The organism is Congregibacter litoralis KT71, from assembly GCF_000153125.2.
Classification (GTDB): Bacteria; Pseudomonadota; Gammaproteobacteria; order Pseudomonadales; family Halieaceae; genus Congregibacter; species Congregibacter litoralis.
Window position 1 is genome coordinate 3,226,949 of record NZ_CM002299.1, and the last position, 16,496, is coordinate 3,243,444.

A 16,496-nucleotide genomic window follows, 5' to 3' on the forward strand; every position below is an offset into this window, starting at 1 on the left:
TTTATCAATCGACCCAAACTATGACTTCTGAATCTGGCAACATCCCGGGGATCCGCGCGGGCACTGGCGACAGTAACAGCCAAAAAAGTCGCTCGGATAAGGACGGCAAGGACAGCAATGTCGGCTTTGTCAGTCTCGGCTGCCCGAAGGCTCTGGTGGATTCGGAGCGGATCCTGTCGCAGCTGAAACTGGATGGCTACAACATTGTGGGCAGCTATACCGATGCGGAGCTCGTGGTGGTCAACACCTGCGGCTTCATCGATAGCGCCAAGGAAGAGTCTCTGGCAGCCATTGGCGAAGCCATTGCCGAGAATGGACGGGTGATTGTGACCGGCTGCATGGGTAAGGGAGCCGATGCGGAGCGCATCCGCGCAGAGCATCCCAAAGTGCTTTCCGTGACCGGGCCCGCTGCCTATGAGGAAGTGGTGTCAGCGGTGCACGACTATGTTCCTGCACCTCCCCCCAAAGACGCCTTTACGGACCTGATCCCCGCGTCCACCGTGCGCCTCACACCGCGCCACTACGCTTACCTTAAAATTTCCGAGGGCTGCAATCATCGCTGCAGCTTTTGCATCATTCCCTCCATGCGCGGCGATCTGGTGAGCCGTCCTATCGGCGATGTCATGGACGAAGCGGAAGCGCTGGTTCGCTCCGGCGTACGCGAGCTCCTTGTCATCTCCCAGGACACCAGCGCCTATGGCGTGGATCTGAAATACCGCACGGGATTCTGGCAGGGCCGCCCCCTGTCCACCCGTATGGAAAGCCTGTGTAAGGCCCTGGGTGAACTGGGCGTCTGGGTACGGCTGCACTATGTCTACCCCTACCCCCACGTGGACAAGATTATTCCCCTCATGGCGGAAGGCAAAATTCTGCCCTATCTGGATATCCCGTTTCAGCACGCCAGTCACGCTGTGCTCAAGCGCATGCGTCGTCCGGCGGCCACGGAAAAAGTACTCCATCGCATTCACAACTGGCGTAGCCAATGCCCTGACATCACCCTGCGCAGCACCTTTATCGTAGGTTTCCCCGGTGAGACAGACGCAGAATTTGAAGAGTTACTGGACTTTCTCGACGAGGCCCAGCTGGACCGCGTGGGATGCTTCAAGTATTCCCCGGTCACCGGAGCCGCGGCAAACGAGCTCGCCGATCACGTGCCCGAAGCGCTCAAAGAGGAGCGCTACGAGCGGTTCATGCTTCGACAGCAGGCCATCAGTGCGAGGCGCCTTCAGGAGAAGGTCGGACGGGAGATTGAGGTCCTTATCGACAACGTGGACGCCGACGGTGCCGTCGGTCGCTCCAGTGCCGATGCGCCGGAAATCGACGGGCGGGTGCATATTCCCGGCGCATCGGATCTCACACCCGGCGACTGGGTCCGGGGCACGGTCTCCCATGCCGATGAATACGATCTCTGGATTGACTAGGCACTGTGAACCTGCTGATCGTTGAAGCAGAGGAACTGGGAGCCAACAATGAGTTAGAGCTCCGGGGCCGCCGCCTGCTGCACCTCAATACGGTGCTCAAGGTGCAGGCCGGCGATAATGTTCGGGTAGGACAGTTAAACGGCAGCATCGGTACGGGCACCGTGCGCAGCATAGGGGAGGATCTTGCCGTCATTGATGTATCCCTGGATCAGCCGGCCCCGGCACCTCTCGCGCTTACCGTCGTCATGGCGTTACCGCGTCCGAAGATGCTCCGACGCATTCTCCGAGGCATGGCGGAAACCGGTATCAAAGAGATACATCTCATCAACAGCTTTCGCGTGGAAAAAAGCTATTGGCAGAGCCCCCTGCTTCAGGCACCGGCGCTGCGGGAGGCGCTGCTCTCGGGTCTGGAGCAGGCCATGGATACCGTCATGCCCACGGTTCACCTGCACCGGCGGTTTCGTCCCTTTGCCGAAGACAGTCTCCCGGCCCTTTGCGATGGCTGCGACGCACTCCTGGGGGATCTTGGCGCGGCGGAGGACTACCCCGCCTCCCCCTCATCACCCAGCCTGCTGGCCCTGGGCCCCGAGGGCGGATTTATACCTTTTGAACAGGAACTCATTATCAACGCCGGAGCGCGACCCGTGTCCCTGGGTCCTCGCATGCTGCGCTTAGAAACCGCGCTCCACTGTGCCGTGGGACGACACCTGGGGGGGCATGGCGACCCACGGTCCCGATAAATGATCGGTTCGGCCATCGTGCCACTTCTTGACAGGGATCAATGTCGAAGCGCCTGCTATTTCCTAATTTGGGCTTGAGGGGTTTGCGTCTTTACTCGGTGCCGGCTCCGATCTTCTGTGATTCGACAGCCGCCGGCTCACTTTTAGAGCGACGGTAGCCGTCAGGGAGCGAGGAAGGAATATGTTAAGTGTTGCAGAAATTATGACCCCTCAGCCCTATACGCTGGGACCCGATGACAGCCTCCTGGATGCAGCATCGCTTATGCGAGAGCACCACATCAGGCACGTACCCATCGTGGCCAACGATGGCAACGTCATCGGGGTGGTTTCTCATCGTGATGTGCTCGCGGCCAGTGATTCCCGGCTGGTGCATCAAGACTTGCAAAGCAGTGCCAAGGAAAATTACGTCGCTCTGTCTGCGGTCATGACGTCGCCGGTGCAAACCGTTACGGAAGATGCGGAACTCCGGGCGGTTGCGGGGTATCTGCGCAAACAGCGCCTGGGCTGTATGCCCGTCACCCGTGATGGGGCCCTCGTGGGCATCATCAGCGATTCAGACTTCCTCGAGGTCGCCATCGCTCTCATGGAGCAACTGGAGATGGCGGAACCCGAAGAAGAGTTCTAGGGCCCGGACGTCAGGCGACGTCCAGTCCGATGGGGCAGCTGACCCCCGTTCCACCCAGTCCACAATAGCCGCCGGGATTTTTGCTCAGGTACTGCTGGTGGTAGTCCTCGGCATAATAGAAGGGCCCGGCCATCTCCACTTCCGTGGTGATATCCCCATAACCCGCAGTCTTCAACTGCTCCTGAAAGGTCTTCAGGCTGTCTCGCGCAACGCCGAGCTGCGCCGTGTCCGAGGCGTATATCGCGGAGCGGTACTGGGTGCCCAGATCATTACCCTGGCGCATGCCCTGCGTGGGATCATGCCCCTCCCAGAACTGTCGCAGGAGTTCATCAAGACTGACGCGCTCGGGGTCGAACACCACTAACACAGCTTCCGTATGCCCCGTCCGTCCCGAGCACACCTCCTCGTAGCTGGGGTTGGCGGTGTGCCCGCCGGCGTAGCCCGCCGCCGTGGTATACACGCCATCCAACTGCCAGAAAATCCGCTCCACGCCCCAAAAACAGCCCATGCCGAAAACCACCTGCTCCAGGTGCTCGGGAAAGGGACCACGCAGAGGCGCGTCGAGAACATGATGACGCTCTGCCACGGCCATGGGTGTGTCCCGCCCGGGCAGCGCACTGTCTGCGGTGGGAAGGGCGTGCTTCTTGCGCAATTCAAACAACTTCACGACTGATCTCCATGCTTGTTCTGAACAGCCCCGGCAAAGTGGCTATCACTTCGCTTGGAGCCCTGTCTCCAAGGGTATACCATTCTCGCATCATGTCGGTTCACTTCCACGATGCCCCGCACACCCGCTAAGCAGGCCAAGACCCGCGACGTGCAGGCGTTCTTGCAGCGGGCGCGAAACGTGCAGCGCTTCAGCGCGGGGCAATCGAGACTCATATTCGCCATCGATGCCACGGCAAGCCGCCAGGCCACCTGGGATCTCGCCTGTGATTTACAGGCGAATATGTTTCAGGCCACCAAAGATTTAGCCTCCCTGTCCATTCAGCTGGCGTACTATCGCGGCATCGGCGAACTGCAACTCGAGTCCTGGCAGAGCGACACCGCCGCCCTGGCGCAGCGCATGAGTCGCGTACAATGCGCCGCGGGCCGCACCCAGATCGGACCACTTCTGCGCGCCGCTTTGAAGCAGCAGTCCCGCGCAAAAGCGGAGGCCCTGGTGTTCATTGGCGACGCCGTGGAGGAGAATACCGCCATCCTCCAGGATCTCGCGGGCCAGTGTCGCCTCCAATCCCTGCCGCTGTTTATTTTTCAGGAAGGCTACGACCCGACAGTAAAGCACTGCTTCCAGACCATGGCGCGCTTAAGTGGCGGCGCCTACGAGCATTTCGATCAGAGCAGCGCCAGACGATTGCAAGAGCTCCTGGGCGCTGTGGCCCGCTATGCGGCCGGGGGACGAAAGGCGCTGGAAAACAATCCCACCGCGGAATCCCGGCGCCTTCTTGAGCAACTGAAACGCTAGTTTCCCTAATAATGAGAGTGCTATGCCCAGACTGATGTTACTCCTCGCCGTCGGCGCGGTTGCCTATATTTTGCTGCGACGGGTCGCTGCCATGCCGCCCCATCTCCGCCGCGGCGAGTATTTCAAGCTGGGCCTGGGCGCGGCGGTCGTGGTAGTCATACTGCTCACGCTCGCCGGCAAGATGCATTGGGTAGGCGCAGCCATCACGGGTTTTCTGGTGTTCGCGCGCCAATCCCTGCCCCTACTCCTCCGTCTGTTTCCCATGCTGTCATCACTGAGATCTCAAGGTGCCGGTGCAGCGCAGCAATCAACGGTCACGACACGCATACTGCGGATGCATCTCGACCACGAAACGGGCGCGCTCTCCGGCGAAGTGCTTGAGGGCCCTCACAAGGACTGGCGTCTCGAAGAGATGGATCGGGAACAGCTCGATTCCCTGCGGGAATATTGCGAAAATGAAGACCCGGAATCCTTGCAACTCCTTGAGGGTTATCTGGAGCAACGTTTTCAGGGCGAGGCTCGGGAGGACGCAACACAAAAACCGCCTCCGAACGGCGCCATGAACCGCAAGGAGGCTCTGGAGATACTGGGACTTGATGATGATGCCGACGAAGGCGCCATCGTCGATGCCCATCGAAAACTGATGCAAAAACTCCATCCTGACCGCGGAGGCTCAGACTATCTCGCCGCCAAAATCAATCAGGCAAAGGATTTTCTAATCGGTAAGTGAGAACCCGGGGCACAGATCCAAGCGCAGGAGGCGTTTGTACCTGCGATAGGGGGTTTGCCACGACGGTATGTTTTTCACCAGGTGGTTTGCGTAGCAGACGACAACACAAGCAGAAGGAATCTCAGCAGCATGAGCGATGAAGTATTCGTCATCCAAAATCAGTTAGGGCAGTTCTGGACCCGGTCGGGAGAGTGGGTGGACGGCCGGGAGCCCCAACGCGTTTTGAAGACCAAACACCGCGATGAGGCCGTCAATCAACTGGTGGAGTTGAGTGCCAAGGATATCGACCTTCGGGGAGAGGTTCTTGCCTGTGAATTGGATGAGCGCAAGGAGCCTGTTATCGAGGCAAGCTCCCACCAGACACCTACCCTGGCCGACAAGGCAGCCGAGAAGGCGGCGGAAAAAGCAGCCGAAAGAGCGGCAGCAAAAGCTGCTGAAAAAGCAGCGGAAAATGGCGTCGAGGAAGAGAAGGGCGAGCAGGAAGAAACCTCGGAGACCGCATGCGAAGCAGCGGATTCGCAACCCGAAAACCGCGATGAGGAACCTCCCCGGAGCGCCGTGGTCTGAGGCCTTACACGGTTCTACAGGTGCTCGGTGGCTGCCAGGTAGCCGCTTCAGAGCCCGGGAACCCGCAAGGAAGTTTGCACCGCCAGCTTGAAACATGGGGACTGACACCCCATCTATGAAGCAGTGGGTTGTTCCGAGATCCCGGCGCTCGCTGCTGTTCGAGATTTCGGGGTGACATCGCCACGCTTTCTGCGATCACAGCGATCACAGCGCTCGAATGCGGGATTACAGGTCTTTTCGGATTTTACAGGTAGAAAGAGATGCGCATACTGTTGTTTCTTGCCACAAACTTTGCCGTTCTGATCCTTGTCGGGACGATTTTCACCCTTCTGGGTTTCGAGGGCATTCTCGCGGAAAATGGCGTCGACCTGAATCTCAAGGCGCTGCTGGTGTTCTGCGGCCTTTTCGGTATGGGCGGATCACTGATTTCCCTATTCCTATCCAAGTGGATGGCCAAACGCGGCACGGGCACCTACATCATCGAGACGCCGCGCAATCGCGATGAGCAGTGGCTCGTTGATACCGTGGCAGAGCTTTCTAAAGAGGCCGGCATCGCCATGCCCGAGGTGGGTATTTTCCCGTCGGAGGCGCCAAACGCCTTTGCCACGGGCTGGAACCGCAATGCAGCCCTGGTGGCCATCAGCGCCGGCATGCTCAAACGTTTCCCGGCAAATGAAATCCGGGCGGTCATCGGCCACGAGATCGGTCACGTGGCGAATGGCGACATGGTGACCCTCACGCTCATTCAGGGCGTAGTGAACACCTTCGTAATGTTCCTCGCGCGAATCATTGGTCACACCGTTGACCGGGTGGTTTTCAAAACCGAGCGGGGCTACGGCATCGGCTATTTTGTGGTTTCCATTGTTGCCGAGATAGTCCTCGGTATTCTCGCGAGCATCATCGTTTTCAAGTTTTCCCGTTGGCGGGAGTTCCGCGCTGACAAGGCCGGCGCAACCCTTGCAGGTCGCGGTGACATGATCGCGGCCCTGGAACGACTGCGGGGCAATCAGGAAGTCTCTCAGGATCTTCCCGGTGAACTCACGGCCTTTGGTATCAGTGAATCAGCGAAGCAGGGTTTTAAAGCCCTCTTCAGCTCCCACCCCCCCCTTGAACACCGCATCGCCGCCCTGCGCAGCGGCGCCTGACAACGACGTTTTTCCATGAAAGACGTTTATCCACAAAAAGAGGCAGACGACCATGAGTGATGTTTCCAGCCCCAATGCCAGCTCCAGCGCCTGGATTCGTTGGCCGGGCTACCTTGCCTGGTTTTTTCTGCTGATGTTGGCGCTTTCCGTTCTTATCGTGCGTAGCGGAAACTGGCAGCAGGGACTGCTCATTTATGCGCTCGCAGGCTTGCTGAGCATACTGGTGCTGGCGTTCATGGCCGTGCAAAGCCTCTTGCCGCGCTGGCGGGGAGAGCGCATGGACATTTTCAAACGGGCGCTGCCGGCGCTCCCGGGTGCTGTCCTGCTCCTCCTCGCAATGCAGGGACGAGAGGTGCCGCCGATCCACAATATCAGCACGGATCTTCAGGACCCTCCCGCTTTTGAAAAAATCGCGGACCTTCGCGGCGACAGCAGTAACCCCCTGGCCCTGACGGAGGATGTCAAGGCGCAGCAGCGCGAGGCCTATCCCGATCTTGGCACCATCGAAAGTCCCCGCTCCTACGCAAGTAGCTACAATCTCGCCCTGACCACTGCACAGGATCTGGGCTGGGACATCGTGCGCGAGGATCCCACGGGCGGTTTCATTGAAGCCGTGGACACCACCGCGATCATGCAGTTCAAGGATGACGTGGTGATTCGCGTGCGGACCAATGAGACCGGTAGTCTCATCGACCTTCGCTCCGTTTCCCGGGTCGGTGTGAGTGATCTGGGGGCCAATGCCAAGCGCATCCGGGATTTTATCTCCGCTTTCCAGGCGGCCGCCGGTAGCTGATCACCATGCTGCGCCGCCTCCAGCAGCTATTGTCTGCGCTACGCCCTGCTCTCTTCGGTGGCCTGCTGACGGTTCTTGTCCCGGCAGCGGGCGCGGTCCAGGCGGAGGAAGCCGTCGACTATCTCAGTTTTGCCACGGAAGACGAAGCGAACAGCACAGAGATCTTCAGCAAAGCCAGTCCCGCGGTGGTTTATGTCACGACGACGACGCTGCGTCGCCGAAGCCGATTTTCCATGGATGTCATGGAGATTCCCCGGGGCTCGGGATCGGGCTTTGTCTGGCATGACAGTGGCCTGATAGTGACCAATTATCATGTCGTCGCCGACGCCAGTCGGATGCAGGTGACCTTGCAGAACGGCGACAGCTACGCAGCGGAACTCATCGGAAGCGCCCCGGAAAAAGATCTCGCGGTGCTCCGTCTGCTGGATCCGCCGTCGGATCTCACCACCCTGCCCCTGGGGGATTCCACCGAGCTGTCCGTGGGGCGAAAAGTCCTGGCGATAGGCAACCCCTTTGGCTTGGATACCACGCTGACCACGGGCGTCGTCAGTGCCCTGGGAAGAGAAATCCGCGCCCCCAGCGGCAGACAGATTCGTGGCGTTGTACAGACGGATGCCGCGATCAATCCCGGAAACTCCGGCGGCCCCCTGCTCAACTCCCTGGGACAGCTTATCGGCGTAAACACTGCAATTTACAGTCCCAGCGGTGCCAGCGCCGGTATTGGTTTTGCGATACCCGTCAATACGGTGCGCGAGGTGGTGCCGCAACTTATCAGCTATGGCCGCATCCTTCGTCCTATCATGGGGATTGAACTGGCCAGCGATCGCTGGCGCCGCCGTTACGGTATCAAGGGCATTCCCGTGGTCCGGGTGTTTCCCGGGCTCCCCGCAGCGGAAGCAGGTATCCGGGGCATTTCCCGGGGCAGCCGGGGTGATTTATTGCTCGGTGACATCATCGTTGCCATCGATGGGGAGACCATCAATAGCCACGACGACTACCTGTCGCTCATGGAACGCCACAAAGCGGGTGATACGGTCTCTGTAAAAGCCCGCCGCGGCGATCGGGAGTTTGACTTTGAGGTAGTGCTCACGGAGTCGCAATAGGGAGTTGCCACGGAGTTGCGACAAGGAAATACCGCAAACAGACGGTGATGTCAGAGTGATGGATGATGGTTCCTAGATCGCCGCGCAAAATACCCTGATGCGCTTGCAGGCACGTTTCAAAACCGAATGATTCTGCGCCAAACCCAGGCGAACGAAGTTCGCAGCGGAGGGGCCGAAGGCATCACCGGGAATGACTGAGACGGCCTGCTCCGTAAGTAGCTGCTCCGCAAACGCCTTGCCATCGAGTCCCGTAGCGCTGACGTCACACATGACAAACATACCCGCATGGGGCCGGCTGCAGCGGATGTTTTTCACTTTCCCAAGCTTATCCAGCACATAATCCCGACGCTTGCGATACTCATCCCGCATTTCCCGCACATACTGCTGATCATTCTCCAGGGCAAAAGCACTGGCGTCCTGAATAAACTGCGGACTTCCAAAAAGAGTGGCACCCGCGTAACTCCCCAAACGCAGAATCAGGGTAGGCGGTGCCACAACCCAGCCGATACGCCAGCCGCTCATGGCATGGGACTTTGACAGACCGTCAATCATCACAATATTCTCCAGAGATTCTGCACTGGCCCGGGCGGATACGTGCTTTCCCTCGTAGCAGAACATGGAATAAACCTCGTCACAGACCAACCAGATATTGCGCTCGCGACAATAGTTGGCGAGCTCCCTTATATCGGCAGCGGGAATGATTGCCCCCGTGGGGTTGCCCGGCGTATTGATAAACAGCACCCGCGTCTTGTCGCTGATGGTGGCTTTCACAGCGCTGACATCCAGGGAAAAACCGTTCTGTACCTCCAGGGGAACCGTGCGGACCTTAAGATCAAGCCCCTGAAAAATCGGCACATACCCCACATACATCGGTTCCGGCACAACGATCTCGTCACCGGGATCCAGTAAGCAGGACAGCGTGGCGTAGATGGCCGAGGTTGCCCCGGGAAAGATCGCGACCTCATCGGCATTGCAGGGGTAAGGGGACGTTCTTGTCTCGAGGTCGGCAACGGCACGACGCAGCTTAATTTCGCCCAGGGACGGTGAGTAGTGGGTTCGACCCACGCGCAGATGGCTTACCGCATTATCAATAATCGGCTCTGGCGTTCTAAAATCCGGATCGCCTACAGACAGGAGGATGACGTCATCGCCATTTCGCTGCATCTCCAGCGCTCGGTCGTGCACGGCCCAGACGTCGCTACCGTCGGCGGAGAGGCGCTCAGTGATACGTGCGTAGCGGGGGGTAAACATAGGGGTATAACCTGAAAATAAGGTCGCGAAGTATAGCGCAGCAGTGCTCTCAACTCGTACCGGGCCCATGCTAATCTTCTCCGGTAAATTGGACCCTCGTGGGATCAGCGATCAACGGGGGCGCAACAACGGCGTAGCAAGAGCCTGAGAAAGGATAAAAAGCTTGAAAGACAAAAAAAGTGCGGTGCGATGGCTGCTCCTGAGTCTGTTTTTATTGGTGATGGCGGTTATCCAGTTTATTCCCGGAGAAAGCACGCCCGGAGCGCCTGAATCACCCTCGTCACCCGCCTCCCCCATGGACGCACGATCCGACCATAACACTGGCGACGCAACGCCCTGAGCTATGGATATCAGTTACAACCCAGAGATTATCGGCATCGTATTGGCGGTGGTGTACCTCGGGGCGATCCTTAGTGCCATCGATGCCATACTCCAGGCGCGTACTGCCCAGGGCTCCATCGCCTGGGTGGTCTCATTGCTCACCCTGCCCTACGTCAGCGTGCCCCTATACCTGGTCTTCGGACGCAATAAATTCGACGGCTACATTCAGGAACGGGAGCAGATAGAAGCCCGGGCAGAATCGCGCCTGCAAATTCCCCGAAGTGAACTCTTTGATTTTCAGGCGAGTGACGCGTCCGCTGCCTTTTACCGCAGCCTTCATCGTCTGGCGAGGCTCCCCACGGTGCGGGGGAACACCGTTGAGCTTCTCATTGATGGCTACAACACCTTTGACAGCATAGAGGCCGGTCTTCGGAGCGCCGAGCGTTACGTTCTTTTTCAGTTTTATATTATGCGCGATGACGCCCTCGGCAGACGCCTGGGCGAGGTTCTGGCAGCCAAGGCCCGGGCCGGCGTTCGCGTCCATCTCCTCTACGACGAGGTGGGATCCCGAGGTTTTGACAAGACCACACTCTATCGCCAGCTCGAGGACGCCGGCGTCGAACTCGCAGCCTTTAACACCACCCGCGGGCGACGAAACCGTTTTCAGCTCAACTTTCGCAACCATCGTAAAGTCGTTGTGGTCGACGGTGTCACCGCATGGATAGGCGGTCACAACGTTGGCGTGGAATACCTCAGTGAAGACAAAAAACGCGGCCCCTGGCGAGACACCCATGTAAAGATTCAGGGTCCTGCAGTCATCGGCGCGGAACTCACCTTCGCGACGGACTGGCTATGGGCGCGGCGGGAGCAGCTGGACCTCAACTGGGAACTGTCCAGAGACGCAGGGGGGCCTTGTTCCGTGCTGCTGTTTCCCTCGGACCCGGCCAGCGAGTTTGACGAGGCCGGCCTGATGTTTCATCAGGTCATTACCCAGGCCCAGGATCGCATCTGGATCGCCAGTCCCTATTTTGTTCCGGACCGCGGGATTATTGCGGCGCTACAGCTGGCAGCGCTGCGGGGCGTTGATGTTCGGGTGATGATACCCGATAGAGCTGATGGTCCCGTGGTCGGCCTGGCAAACTGGTCCTTTACCCGGGAGCTGTTGCCCGCGGGGGTTGCCGTCTACCGCTACGAGCCCGCCTTCATGCACCAGAAAGTCCTATTGCTGGACCGAGAGCTTGCAGGCGTCGGGACGGCTAATTTTGATAACCGCTCCTTCCGGCTGAACTTTGAAATCACGGCGCTGGTTCACGACTCGAACTTTTGTGATGAAGTGGAAACCATGCTCTTGAATGACTTCGATAATTCACGGCTGGTGACCGCCGAAGAGCTGGCGGCTAAACCGTTCTGGTTTCCCCTGGCGATTGCCGCCGCGCGGCTGATGTCACCGGTTTTATAAGTCCTTTTGAGAAGGCCAGGCCCGCCGGTCGATATCCAGATCTGAAAAATCATCGGGATTGAGGCGGGGAGCCTTGCCCGCGGCGAGCTGATCGTCATAATCCCGTAACAGTCGCAGCGCTAACTTGGACATCCACAGCAGGCCGATGAGATTCACCACCCCGAGAAGCCCCATGGTCAGATCGGCAAAACCAAACACCGTGCCCAGATCCTGAGCCGCTCCCCAGAACACCAGGCCGAGTACCGTAATTCGGAACACGGCAAACAGCTTGCGGTTCGATTCACTGAAGTAATTCAGGGCATTCTCGCCGAGATAGTAGTTATACATGATAGAGCTGAAGGCAAACATCACCAGCGCGATACTCACGAAGCTCCCACCCCAGGCACCAAGATGCTCCGCCAGGGCGCTTTGCGTGAGAGCCACTCCCGAAACGCCCGCATCGCCGGGTTGGTAAACATCCGAAAGCAGAATGATCAGCGCCGTACAGCTGCACATGACGATGGTGTCGATGAACACGCTGAACGCCTGCACAATCCCCTGATTGGCGGGATGGGGAACAAAGGCGACGGCCGCCACATTGGGCGCACTGCCCAGACCCGCCTCATTACTAAACAAGCCGCGCTTGACACCCTGCATGATGGCCACACCGATACCGCCGCCCAGTGCCGAATCGAGACCAAACGCGCTGCTGACAATCGTGGCAAAGGCCGCCGGAACCTCCTGAATGTTGATACCGATAACGAGGAGAGCGCAGGCGAAGTAGCTTACCGCCATCACGGGTACAACAATCTCGGAGACCGCGGCAATGCGCTGAATGCCTCCGAAAATCACAAAACCCAGAAATACGACAAGGGCCAGACCGCTCGCCCAGGTAGGCACCCCGAAGGATACATCCAGGGACGTGGCAACCACATAGGACTGCACCGCGTTGAATCCAAAGCCAAAGGTGATCAATAACAGCAGCGAGTAAATGATCGCCAGGCCCCGCTGATTGATGCCCCGGGTCAGATAGTAGGCGGGTCCCCCCCGAAAACTGCCATCGGGTTCATAGCGTTTGTACAGCTGTGCCAGGGAGCATTCAAAGAAACTGGTGGCCATTCCCATGAGACCAATGACCCACATCCAGAAAACGGCGCCGGGTCCCCCCAGGGTGATGGCGACGGCGACGCCGGCAATGTTGCCACCGCCTACGCGACCGGCCACGCTGACCACCAGGGCCTGAAAAGAACTTACGTGCCCCTTTTCGTGATGTAGCGCAGAGCCGAGTACGGCGAACATGCGGCCAAAATACCGGAACTGCACAAACCGGGAGGCGACGGTGAAATAGAGACCGATGCCCACCAGCATAACAACCAGCACCTTGCTCCAGAGAAGATCGCTCAGCATCGCCAACATGGGGGTTCCCTGTGCTTAATCCGTAACGCCTAAAACGAAGATAACCAGCAGTGCCGGCGGTACGACATAGCGGATCAGAAAGTACCAGATCGCATAACCCGTCTCGCCCAGGGTGGTGAACTCTTCCCGGGAAAACTCCCGGCGCATAAACCAACCCGCGAAAATCGCGATGAACAATCCACCCAGGGGCAACAGTATCTGATTGGAAAAGTAATCCGCCGCATCATTGAAGTTCCGATCGCCCAGACGCAGCTCATCCATCACGTTATAGGACAGAATGCTGAGAATGCTCAGCACGGCGATAGAGCCGACGACAATCATGGCGCTCTTGTGCCGGGAAACGCCGTAATGTTCCTCAATCCAGGCGTTCACTGATTCCACCAGTCCCACCATGGAGGTGATGCCCGCCGTAGCAAGCATGAGGAAGAACAACACCGCGAAAATATAGCCGCCGGGCATCTGGGCAAAGGCCACGGGCAGCGTCTGGAAGATCAAACCTGCGCCGGCGGCGGGATCAAGTCCGTAGTTAAAGACCGCGGGAAAAATCACCAGACCCGCCAGCAGTGCCACTCCCGTATCCGCGATCACGATAATCAGCACCGACTGGCTGATGGAAATACTCCGGGGCAGATAGGAGCCGTAGGTCATCATGCCGCCCATACCCACACCGATGGAGAAAAACGCCTGCCCGATGGCGGCCAGTACCGTTGCGAAGCTCACCTTGCTGAAGTCCGGCGTAAACAACCAGGCCACGGCCTCACCGAAACCACCGGCAAAAACGTTGAAACCTGCCAATGCCACCAGCAGGGCAAACATCAGGGGCATCATAATGGTCACGGCTCGCTCGATGCCGTTTTTGACGCCGGCAAAAATGATCAGACCGGTAATGGCGAGACCCGCCAGGGTCCAGAAAAGCATGCCCCAATTGTCGCCGAGAACCGCGGTGAACTGCGCCTCGGCATTCAGGGCGTCGACATCGGCAAAGCCCGTAGTGATTGCCTTGTACAGGTACCAGAGCACCCAGCCCACCACCACGGAATACACTATTTCAATGGTAAAGGCGGCGAGCAATCCCATGCCCCCCACCCAGCGCCACTGGGAGCTGCGCCCGCTCTCCCTGGCGACATTGTCCATGGCAATAGGCGGAGCCGCATCGCCCCGCCGCCCGATCATCAACTCGGCCATGAGGATAGGCACCCCGATGAGGAAGGCGCAGCCCAGGTAAATGAGAACAAAAGCAGCACCACCGTTCTCCCCGGTGACATAGGGGAAGCGCCAGATGTTGCCAAGGCCGACGGCAAAACCCACCGAGGCCATAAGAAATGCAAAGCGAGAAGTCCAGTGCGAATGAGCACCGCCGGCAGCCGCCATAGTAAAACTCCGAACGTGGGTCAGCGTCGCAGTCTACACAAAAGCGTGCGGCGCTTCAGCCAGCTTGGGGAGGGAACACACCGCCCGATACGATACCCGGAATCAGGAAAGGGGCCGGGTGGCAGCACGCAACCAATCGCGGTCGTCAGTATGCTCCAGACGCTCCATGATCTCTTCAGCTACCCGGAGGTGGTAGTCATCAATCCACTGACGTTCTTCAGGGCTCAACAGGCTGCTATCAATCAAACGTCGGTCAAAGGGCACCAGGGTCAGGGCGTCAAACTCCAGCATGGGAACTTCCCCGGACGCCGTCTCTGCCTCGCGAACGACACAGAGATTTTCGCAACGGATGCCAAAGGCCCCATCGCGGTAGTAACCGGGCTCATTACTCACAATCATGCCCGGAGCCAGGGGAGTTCTATTCCATGCCTTGGCAATGCGCTGGGGGCCCTCATGCACACCCAGAAAGGCGCCCACGCCGTGGCCCGTCCCGTGATCGTAATCGCGCCCGGTCTGCCACAGATGCTGTCGCGCCAGAACATCAAGGTGCGTGCCGGTGGTTCCCCGGGGAAAGCGCGCTCGATCAAGGGAGATATGTCCCTTGAGCACCAGGGTGAAAAGCTCACGCATTTCCTGGCTGGGTTCGCCGATGGCAATGGTGCGCGTAATATCTGTCGTGCCGTCGGAATACTGCCCGCCACTATCGACCAGATACAAACTGTCGGGAACCAGGGGCGCAGGAGTGCTATCGAGGTGGTTGTAATGGCACATGGCCCCGTTGGCCGCGGAGGCAGAGATGGAATCAAAGGAAAGTTCATGGAAGTGCTTTCCCTCGGCCCGAAACGCTTCCAGGCGTTCTGCTACCAACCCTTCGTCGTGATAGCGGCCCGCGGCAACTTCGCCGTCGAGCCACGCGAGAAAGCGAATTTCAGCGACCGCGTCGCGTCGGTGAGCTTCCCGGGCACCGGCCACTTCCACTGTGTTCTTGCAGGCCTTGGGCAACAGGACGGGATCCTCTCCCGACAGCAGCGTTGCACCTCCCTCTTCCAGACACTGCTGGGACCAGGCGTTCGCCGTCGTGGGATCGGCGAGAACGGTTTTTCCGGCGTAGCCCGAAAGCACGCGACCTGCCTCATCTTCGGCAATGATGGAAACGCCGGGGCCCGTGTGCTCATGAAATCCTTCGGGGATTCGCCGCTCATCGACGAGCAACTGCACATGGCCATTGGATTCAAGAAGCGCGCAGCCAAGGAGCACGGGCATGCGGGGCACATCGCGGCCCCGGACGTTCAATAGCCAGCTGATGGAATCCGGTGCGAATATCAGCGCTGCGTCCGCACCCGCCTCCGCAACCGCTTTACCCAGGCGCTCCCGCTTGCTCAGACTGTGCTCTCCCGTGAAAGACTCCTCTAAAAGCAGTGCCTCCTTGATCAGGGGTGCGGGTCGCGTGGTCCAGCAGCGGTCGATGGGGTTATCCGTGCTGAGCACAATCTGGATATCCGCCTTGCTCAAAGCTTCTTGCGCTTCCCGATACCAGTCGAGGGTGCACATCCGGGGATCGATCAGCACCTTGCTCCCCGCCGCGAGATGTTCGCTCAGCCACTGCAGGGGCGGCTCTTCCAAGAGCTGGCGATACTGGTACTCCTCCCCGTCGACCTGCCGTCGCACCTGCACCGTGTAGCGTCCATCGGTAAAAATCGCTGCATCGTTCGCCGTGACAATCGCCATGCCCGCGGACCCCGTGAAGTCCGTCAACCACCGCAGACGTTCGTTGTGGGCGGGAATGTATTCCCCCAGATATTCATCGGCCCGGGGGATACACAGGGCATCCACACCGCGACGGGCGAGTTCTTCTCGCAGGGTGGCGAGCTTCGCTCTTTGATCTGTGCCGCCCAGGGCTGCCGGTGCCGTCATGATTCAGACTTGCTCGAAGTCTTCTTTGCCAACACCACAGTCGGGGCACAGCCAGTCTTCGGGTACATCCTCCCAGAGGGTTCCCGCGGGAATGCCATCATCAGGCCAGCCCTCGGCTTCGTCATAGATCAGGCCACAGACAATGCATTCAAACTTGCGAAAGGACTGCTCACTCATGGTGCTTTGGTCTCCGGGT

General features: G+C 59.0%; 16 protein-coding genes and 1 pseudogene. 11 read left to right on the forward strand and 6 right to left on the reverse strand.

The window, feature by feature from the left end; genetic code table 11:
• The first annotated feature begins 20 nt into the window (after window positions 1–20).
• The 3 genes from rimO to KT71_RS14710 all read left to right on the forward strand — a co-directional run bounded on the left by rimO (window position 21) and on the right by KT71_RS14710 (window position 2,786).
• Window positions 21–1,421: a 30S ribosomal protein S12 methylthiotransferase RimO gene (gene rimO, locus KT71_RS14700; protein ID WP_008294580.1), complete on the forward strand. Its 1,401-nt coding sequence runs from the start codon at window positions 21–23 to the stop codon at window positions 1,419–1,421.
• 5 nt (window positions 1,422–1,426) lie between these two features.
• Window positions 1,427–2,161 (forward strand): 16S rRNA (uracil(1498)-N(3))-methyltransferase, encoded by a 735-nt coding sequence (locus KT71_RS14705; RefSeq protein ID WP_008294579.1) that lies wholly within the window; start codon window positions 1,427–1,429, stop codon window positions 2,159–2,161.
• A 181-nt stretch (window positions 2,162–2,342) separates the two neighbouring features.
• Window positions 2,343–2,786, forward strand: coding sequence for a CBS domain-containing protein (locus KT71_RS14710; protein ID WP_008294578.1), 444 nt, complete (start codon window positions 2,343–2,345; stop codon window positions 2,784–2,786).
• 10 nt (window positions 2,787–2,796) lie between these two features.
• Here KT71_RS14710 and msrA read toward each other — a convergent pair whose 3' ends face one another.
• Entirely contained in the window at window positions 2,797–3,453 is a 657-nt protein-coding gene (msrA, locus tag KT71_RS14715) for a peptide-methionine (S)-S-oxide reductase MsrA (protein WP_008294577.1), read from the reverse strand.
• A gap of 111 nt (window positions 3,454–3,564) precedes the next feature.
• Between msrA and KT71_RS14720 the strand changes: the two genes are divergently transcribed.
• The 6 genes from KT71_RS14720 to KT71_RS14745 all read left to right on the forward strand — a co-directional run bounded on the left by KT71_RS14720 (window position 3,565) and on the right by KT71_RS14745 (window position 8,589).
• Window positions 3,565–4,251: a hypothetical protein gene (locus KT71_RS14720; protein WP_008294576.1), complete on the forward strand. Its 687-nt coding sequence runs from the start codon at window positions 3,565–3,567 to the stop codon at window positions 4,249–4,251.
• 22 nt (window positions 4,252–4,273) lie between these two features.
• A complete protein-coding gene (locus KT71_RS14725) occupies window positions 4,274–4,981 on the forward strand; it encodes a J domain-containing protein (protein WP_008294575.1) in 708 nt (235 codons plus the stop codon).
• A 129-nt stretch (window positions 4,982–5,110) separates the two neighbouring features.
• Entirely contained in the window at window positions 5,111–5,548 is a 438-nt protein-coding gene (locus KT71_RS19825; RefSeq protein WP_008294574.1) for a hypothetical protein, read from the forward strand.
• A 260-nt stretch (window positions 5,549–5,808) separates the two neighbouring features.
• Complete coding sequence (gene htpX / locus KT71_RS14735) at window positions 5,809–6,693, forward strand: protease HtpX (RefSeq protein ID WP_008294573.1); 885 nt, start codon at window positions 5,809–5,811, stop codon at window positions 6,691–6,693.
• A 52-nt stretch (window positions 6,694–6,745) separates the two neighbouring features.
• Window positions 6,746–7,486, forward strand: coding sequence for a DUF1499 domain-containing protein (locus KT71_RS14740; protein ID WP_008294572.1), 741 nt, complete (start codon window positions 6,746–6,748; stop codon window positions 7,484–7,486).
• 5 nt (window positions 7,487–7,491) lie between these two features.
• A complete protein-coding gene (locus tag KT71_RS14745) occupies window positions 7,492–8,589 on the forward strand; it encodes a S1C family serine protease (protein ID WP_023660135.1) in 1,098 nt (365 codons plus the stop codon).
• A 72-nt stretch (window positions 8,590–8,661) separates the two neighbouring features.
• On the opposite strand, the gene KT71_RS14750 is transcribed toward KT71_RS14745, so the two are convergent.
• On the reverse strand, window positions 8,662–9,840 hold the full coding sequence (locus KT71_RS14750; RefSeq protein WP_008294569.1) for a pyridoxal phosphate-dependent aminotransferase: 1,179 nt from the start codon (window positions 9,838–9,840) through the stop codon (window positions 8,662–8,664).
• Window positions 9,841–10,003: 163 nt separating this feature from the next.
• On the opposite strand from KT71_RS14750, the gene KT71_RS20705 reads away from it, so the two are divergent.
• Window positions 10,004–10,180 (forward strand): hypothetical protein, encoded by a 177-nt coding sequence (locus tag KT71_RS20705; protein WP_154662955.1) that lies wholly within the window; start codon window positions 10,004–10,006, stop codon window positions 10,178–10,180.
• Between the two features lie 3 nt (window positions 10,181–10,183).
• Entirely contained in the window at window positions 10,184–11,620 is a 1,437-nt protein-coding gene (gene cls, locus KT71_RS14755) for a cardiolipin synthase (RefSeq protein ID WP_008294568.1), read from the forward strand.
• Here cls and KT71_RS14760 read toward each other — a convergent pair.
• From KT71_RS14760 to KT71_RS14775, 4 genes and pseudogenes are all read right to left on the reverse strand, one after another.
• Window positions 11,615–13,015, reverse strand: a complete 1,401-nt coding sequence (locus KT71_RS14760) for an alanine/glycine:cation symporter family protein (protein WP_008294567.1) — start codon at window positions 13,013–13,015, stop codon at window positions 11,615–11,617. The genes cls and KT71_RS14760 overlap by 6 nt on opposite strands.
• 15 nt (window positions 13,016–13,030) lie before the next feature.
• Window positions 13,031–14,386 carry a sodium-dependent transporter gene (locus KT71_RS14765; RefSeq protein WP_008294566.1) on the reverse strand — a complete coding sequence of 452 codons (1,356 nt, stop codon included), beginning with the start codon at window positions 14,384–14,386 and terminating at the stop codon, window positions 13,031–13,033.
• Between the two features lie 102 nt (window positions 14,387–14,488).
• Complete coding sequence (locus tag KT71_RS14770) at window positions 14,489–16,300, reverse strand: aminopeptidase P family protein (RefSeq protein ID WP_008294565.1); 1,812 nt, start codon at window positions 16,298–16,300, stop codon at window positions 14,489–14,491.
• Between the two features lie 6 nt (window positions 16,301–16,306).
• A pseudogene (locus tag KT71_RS14775) lies at window positions 16,307–16,477 on the reverse strand (rubredoxin); the annotation flags it as partial.
• Between the last annotated feature and the right edge of the window lie 19 nt (window positions 16,478–16,496).

Coding starts and splice junctions, on each gene's coding strand:
- KT71_RS14740 (WP_008294572.1), top strand. CDS start 6,746: ATGAGTGATGTTTCCAGCCCCAATGCCAGCTCCAGCGCCTGGATTCGT.
- KT71_RS14765 (WP_008294566.1), bottom strand. CDS start 14,386: ATGGCGGCTGCCGGCGGTGCTCATTCGCACTGGACTTCTCGCTTTGCA.
- KT71_RS14745 (WP_023660135.1), top strand. CDS start 7,492: ATGCTGCGCCGCCTCCAGCAGCTATTGTCTGCGCTACGCCCTGCTCTC.
- KT71_RS19825 (WP_008294574.1), top strand. CDS start 5,111: ATGAGCGATGAAGTATTCGTCATCCAAAATCAGTTAGGGCAGTTCTGG.
- KT71_RS14720 (WP_008294576.1), top strand. CDS start 3,565: ATGCCCCGCACACCCGCTAAGCAGGCCAAGACCCGCGACGTGCAGGCG.
- htpX (WP_008294573.1), top strand. CDS start 5,809: ATGCGCATACTGTTGTTTCTTGCCACAAACTTTGCCGTTCTGATCCTT.
- KT71_RS14770 (WP_008294565.1), bottom strand. CDS start 16,300: ATGACGGCACCGGCAGCCCTGGGCGGCACAGATCAAAGAGCGAAGCTC.
- cls (WP_008294568.1), top strand. CDS start 10,184: ATGGATATCAGTTACAACCCAGAGATTATCGGCATCGTATTGGCGGTG.
- KT71_RS14725 (WP_008294575.1), top strand. CDS start 4,274: ATGCCCAGACTGATGTTACTCCTCGCCGTCGGCGCGGTTGCCTATATT.
- KT71_RS14710 (WP_008294578.1), top strand. CDS start 2,343: ATGTTAAGTGTTGCAGAAATTATGACCCCTCAGCCCTATACGCTGGGA.
- KT71_RS14750 (WP_008294569.1), bottom strand. CDS start 9,840: ATGTTTACCCCCCGCTACGCACGTATCACTGAGCGCCTCTCCGCCGAC.
- KT71_RS14760 (WP_008294567.1), bottom strand. CDS start 13,015: ATGTTGGCGATGCTGAGCGATCTTCTCTGGAGCAAGGTGCTGGTTGTT.
- rimO (WP_008294580.1), top strand. CDS start 21: ATGACTTCTGAATCTGGCAACATCCCGGGGATCCGCGCGGGCACTGGC.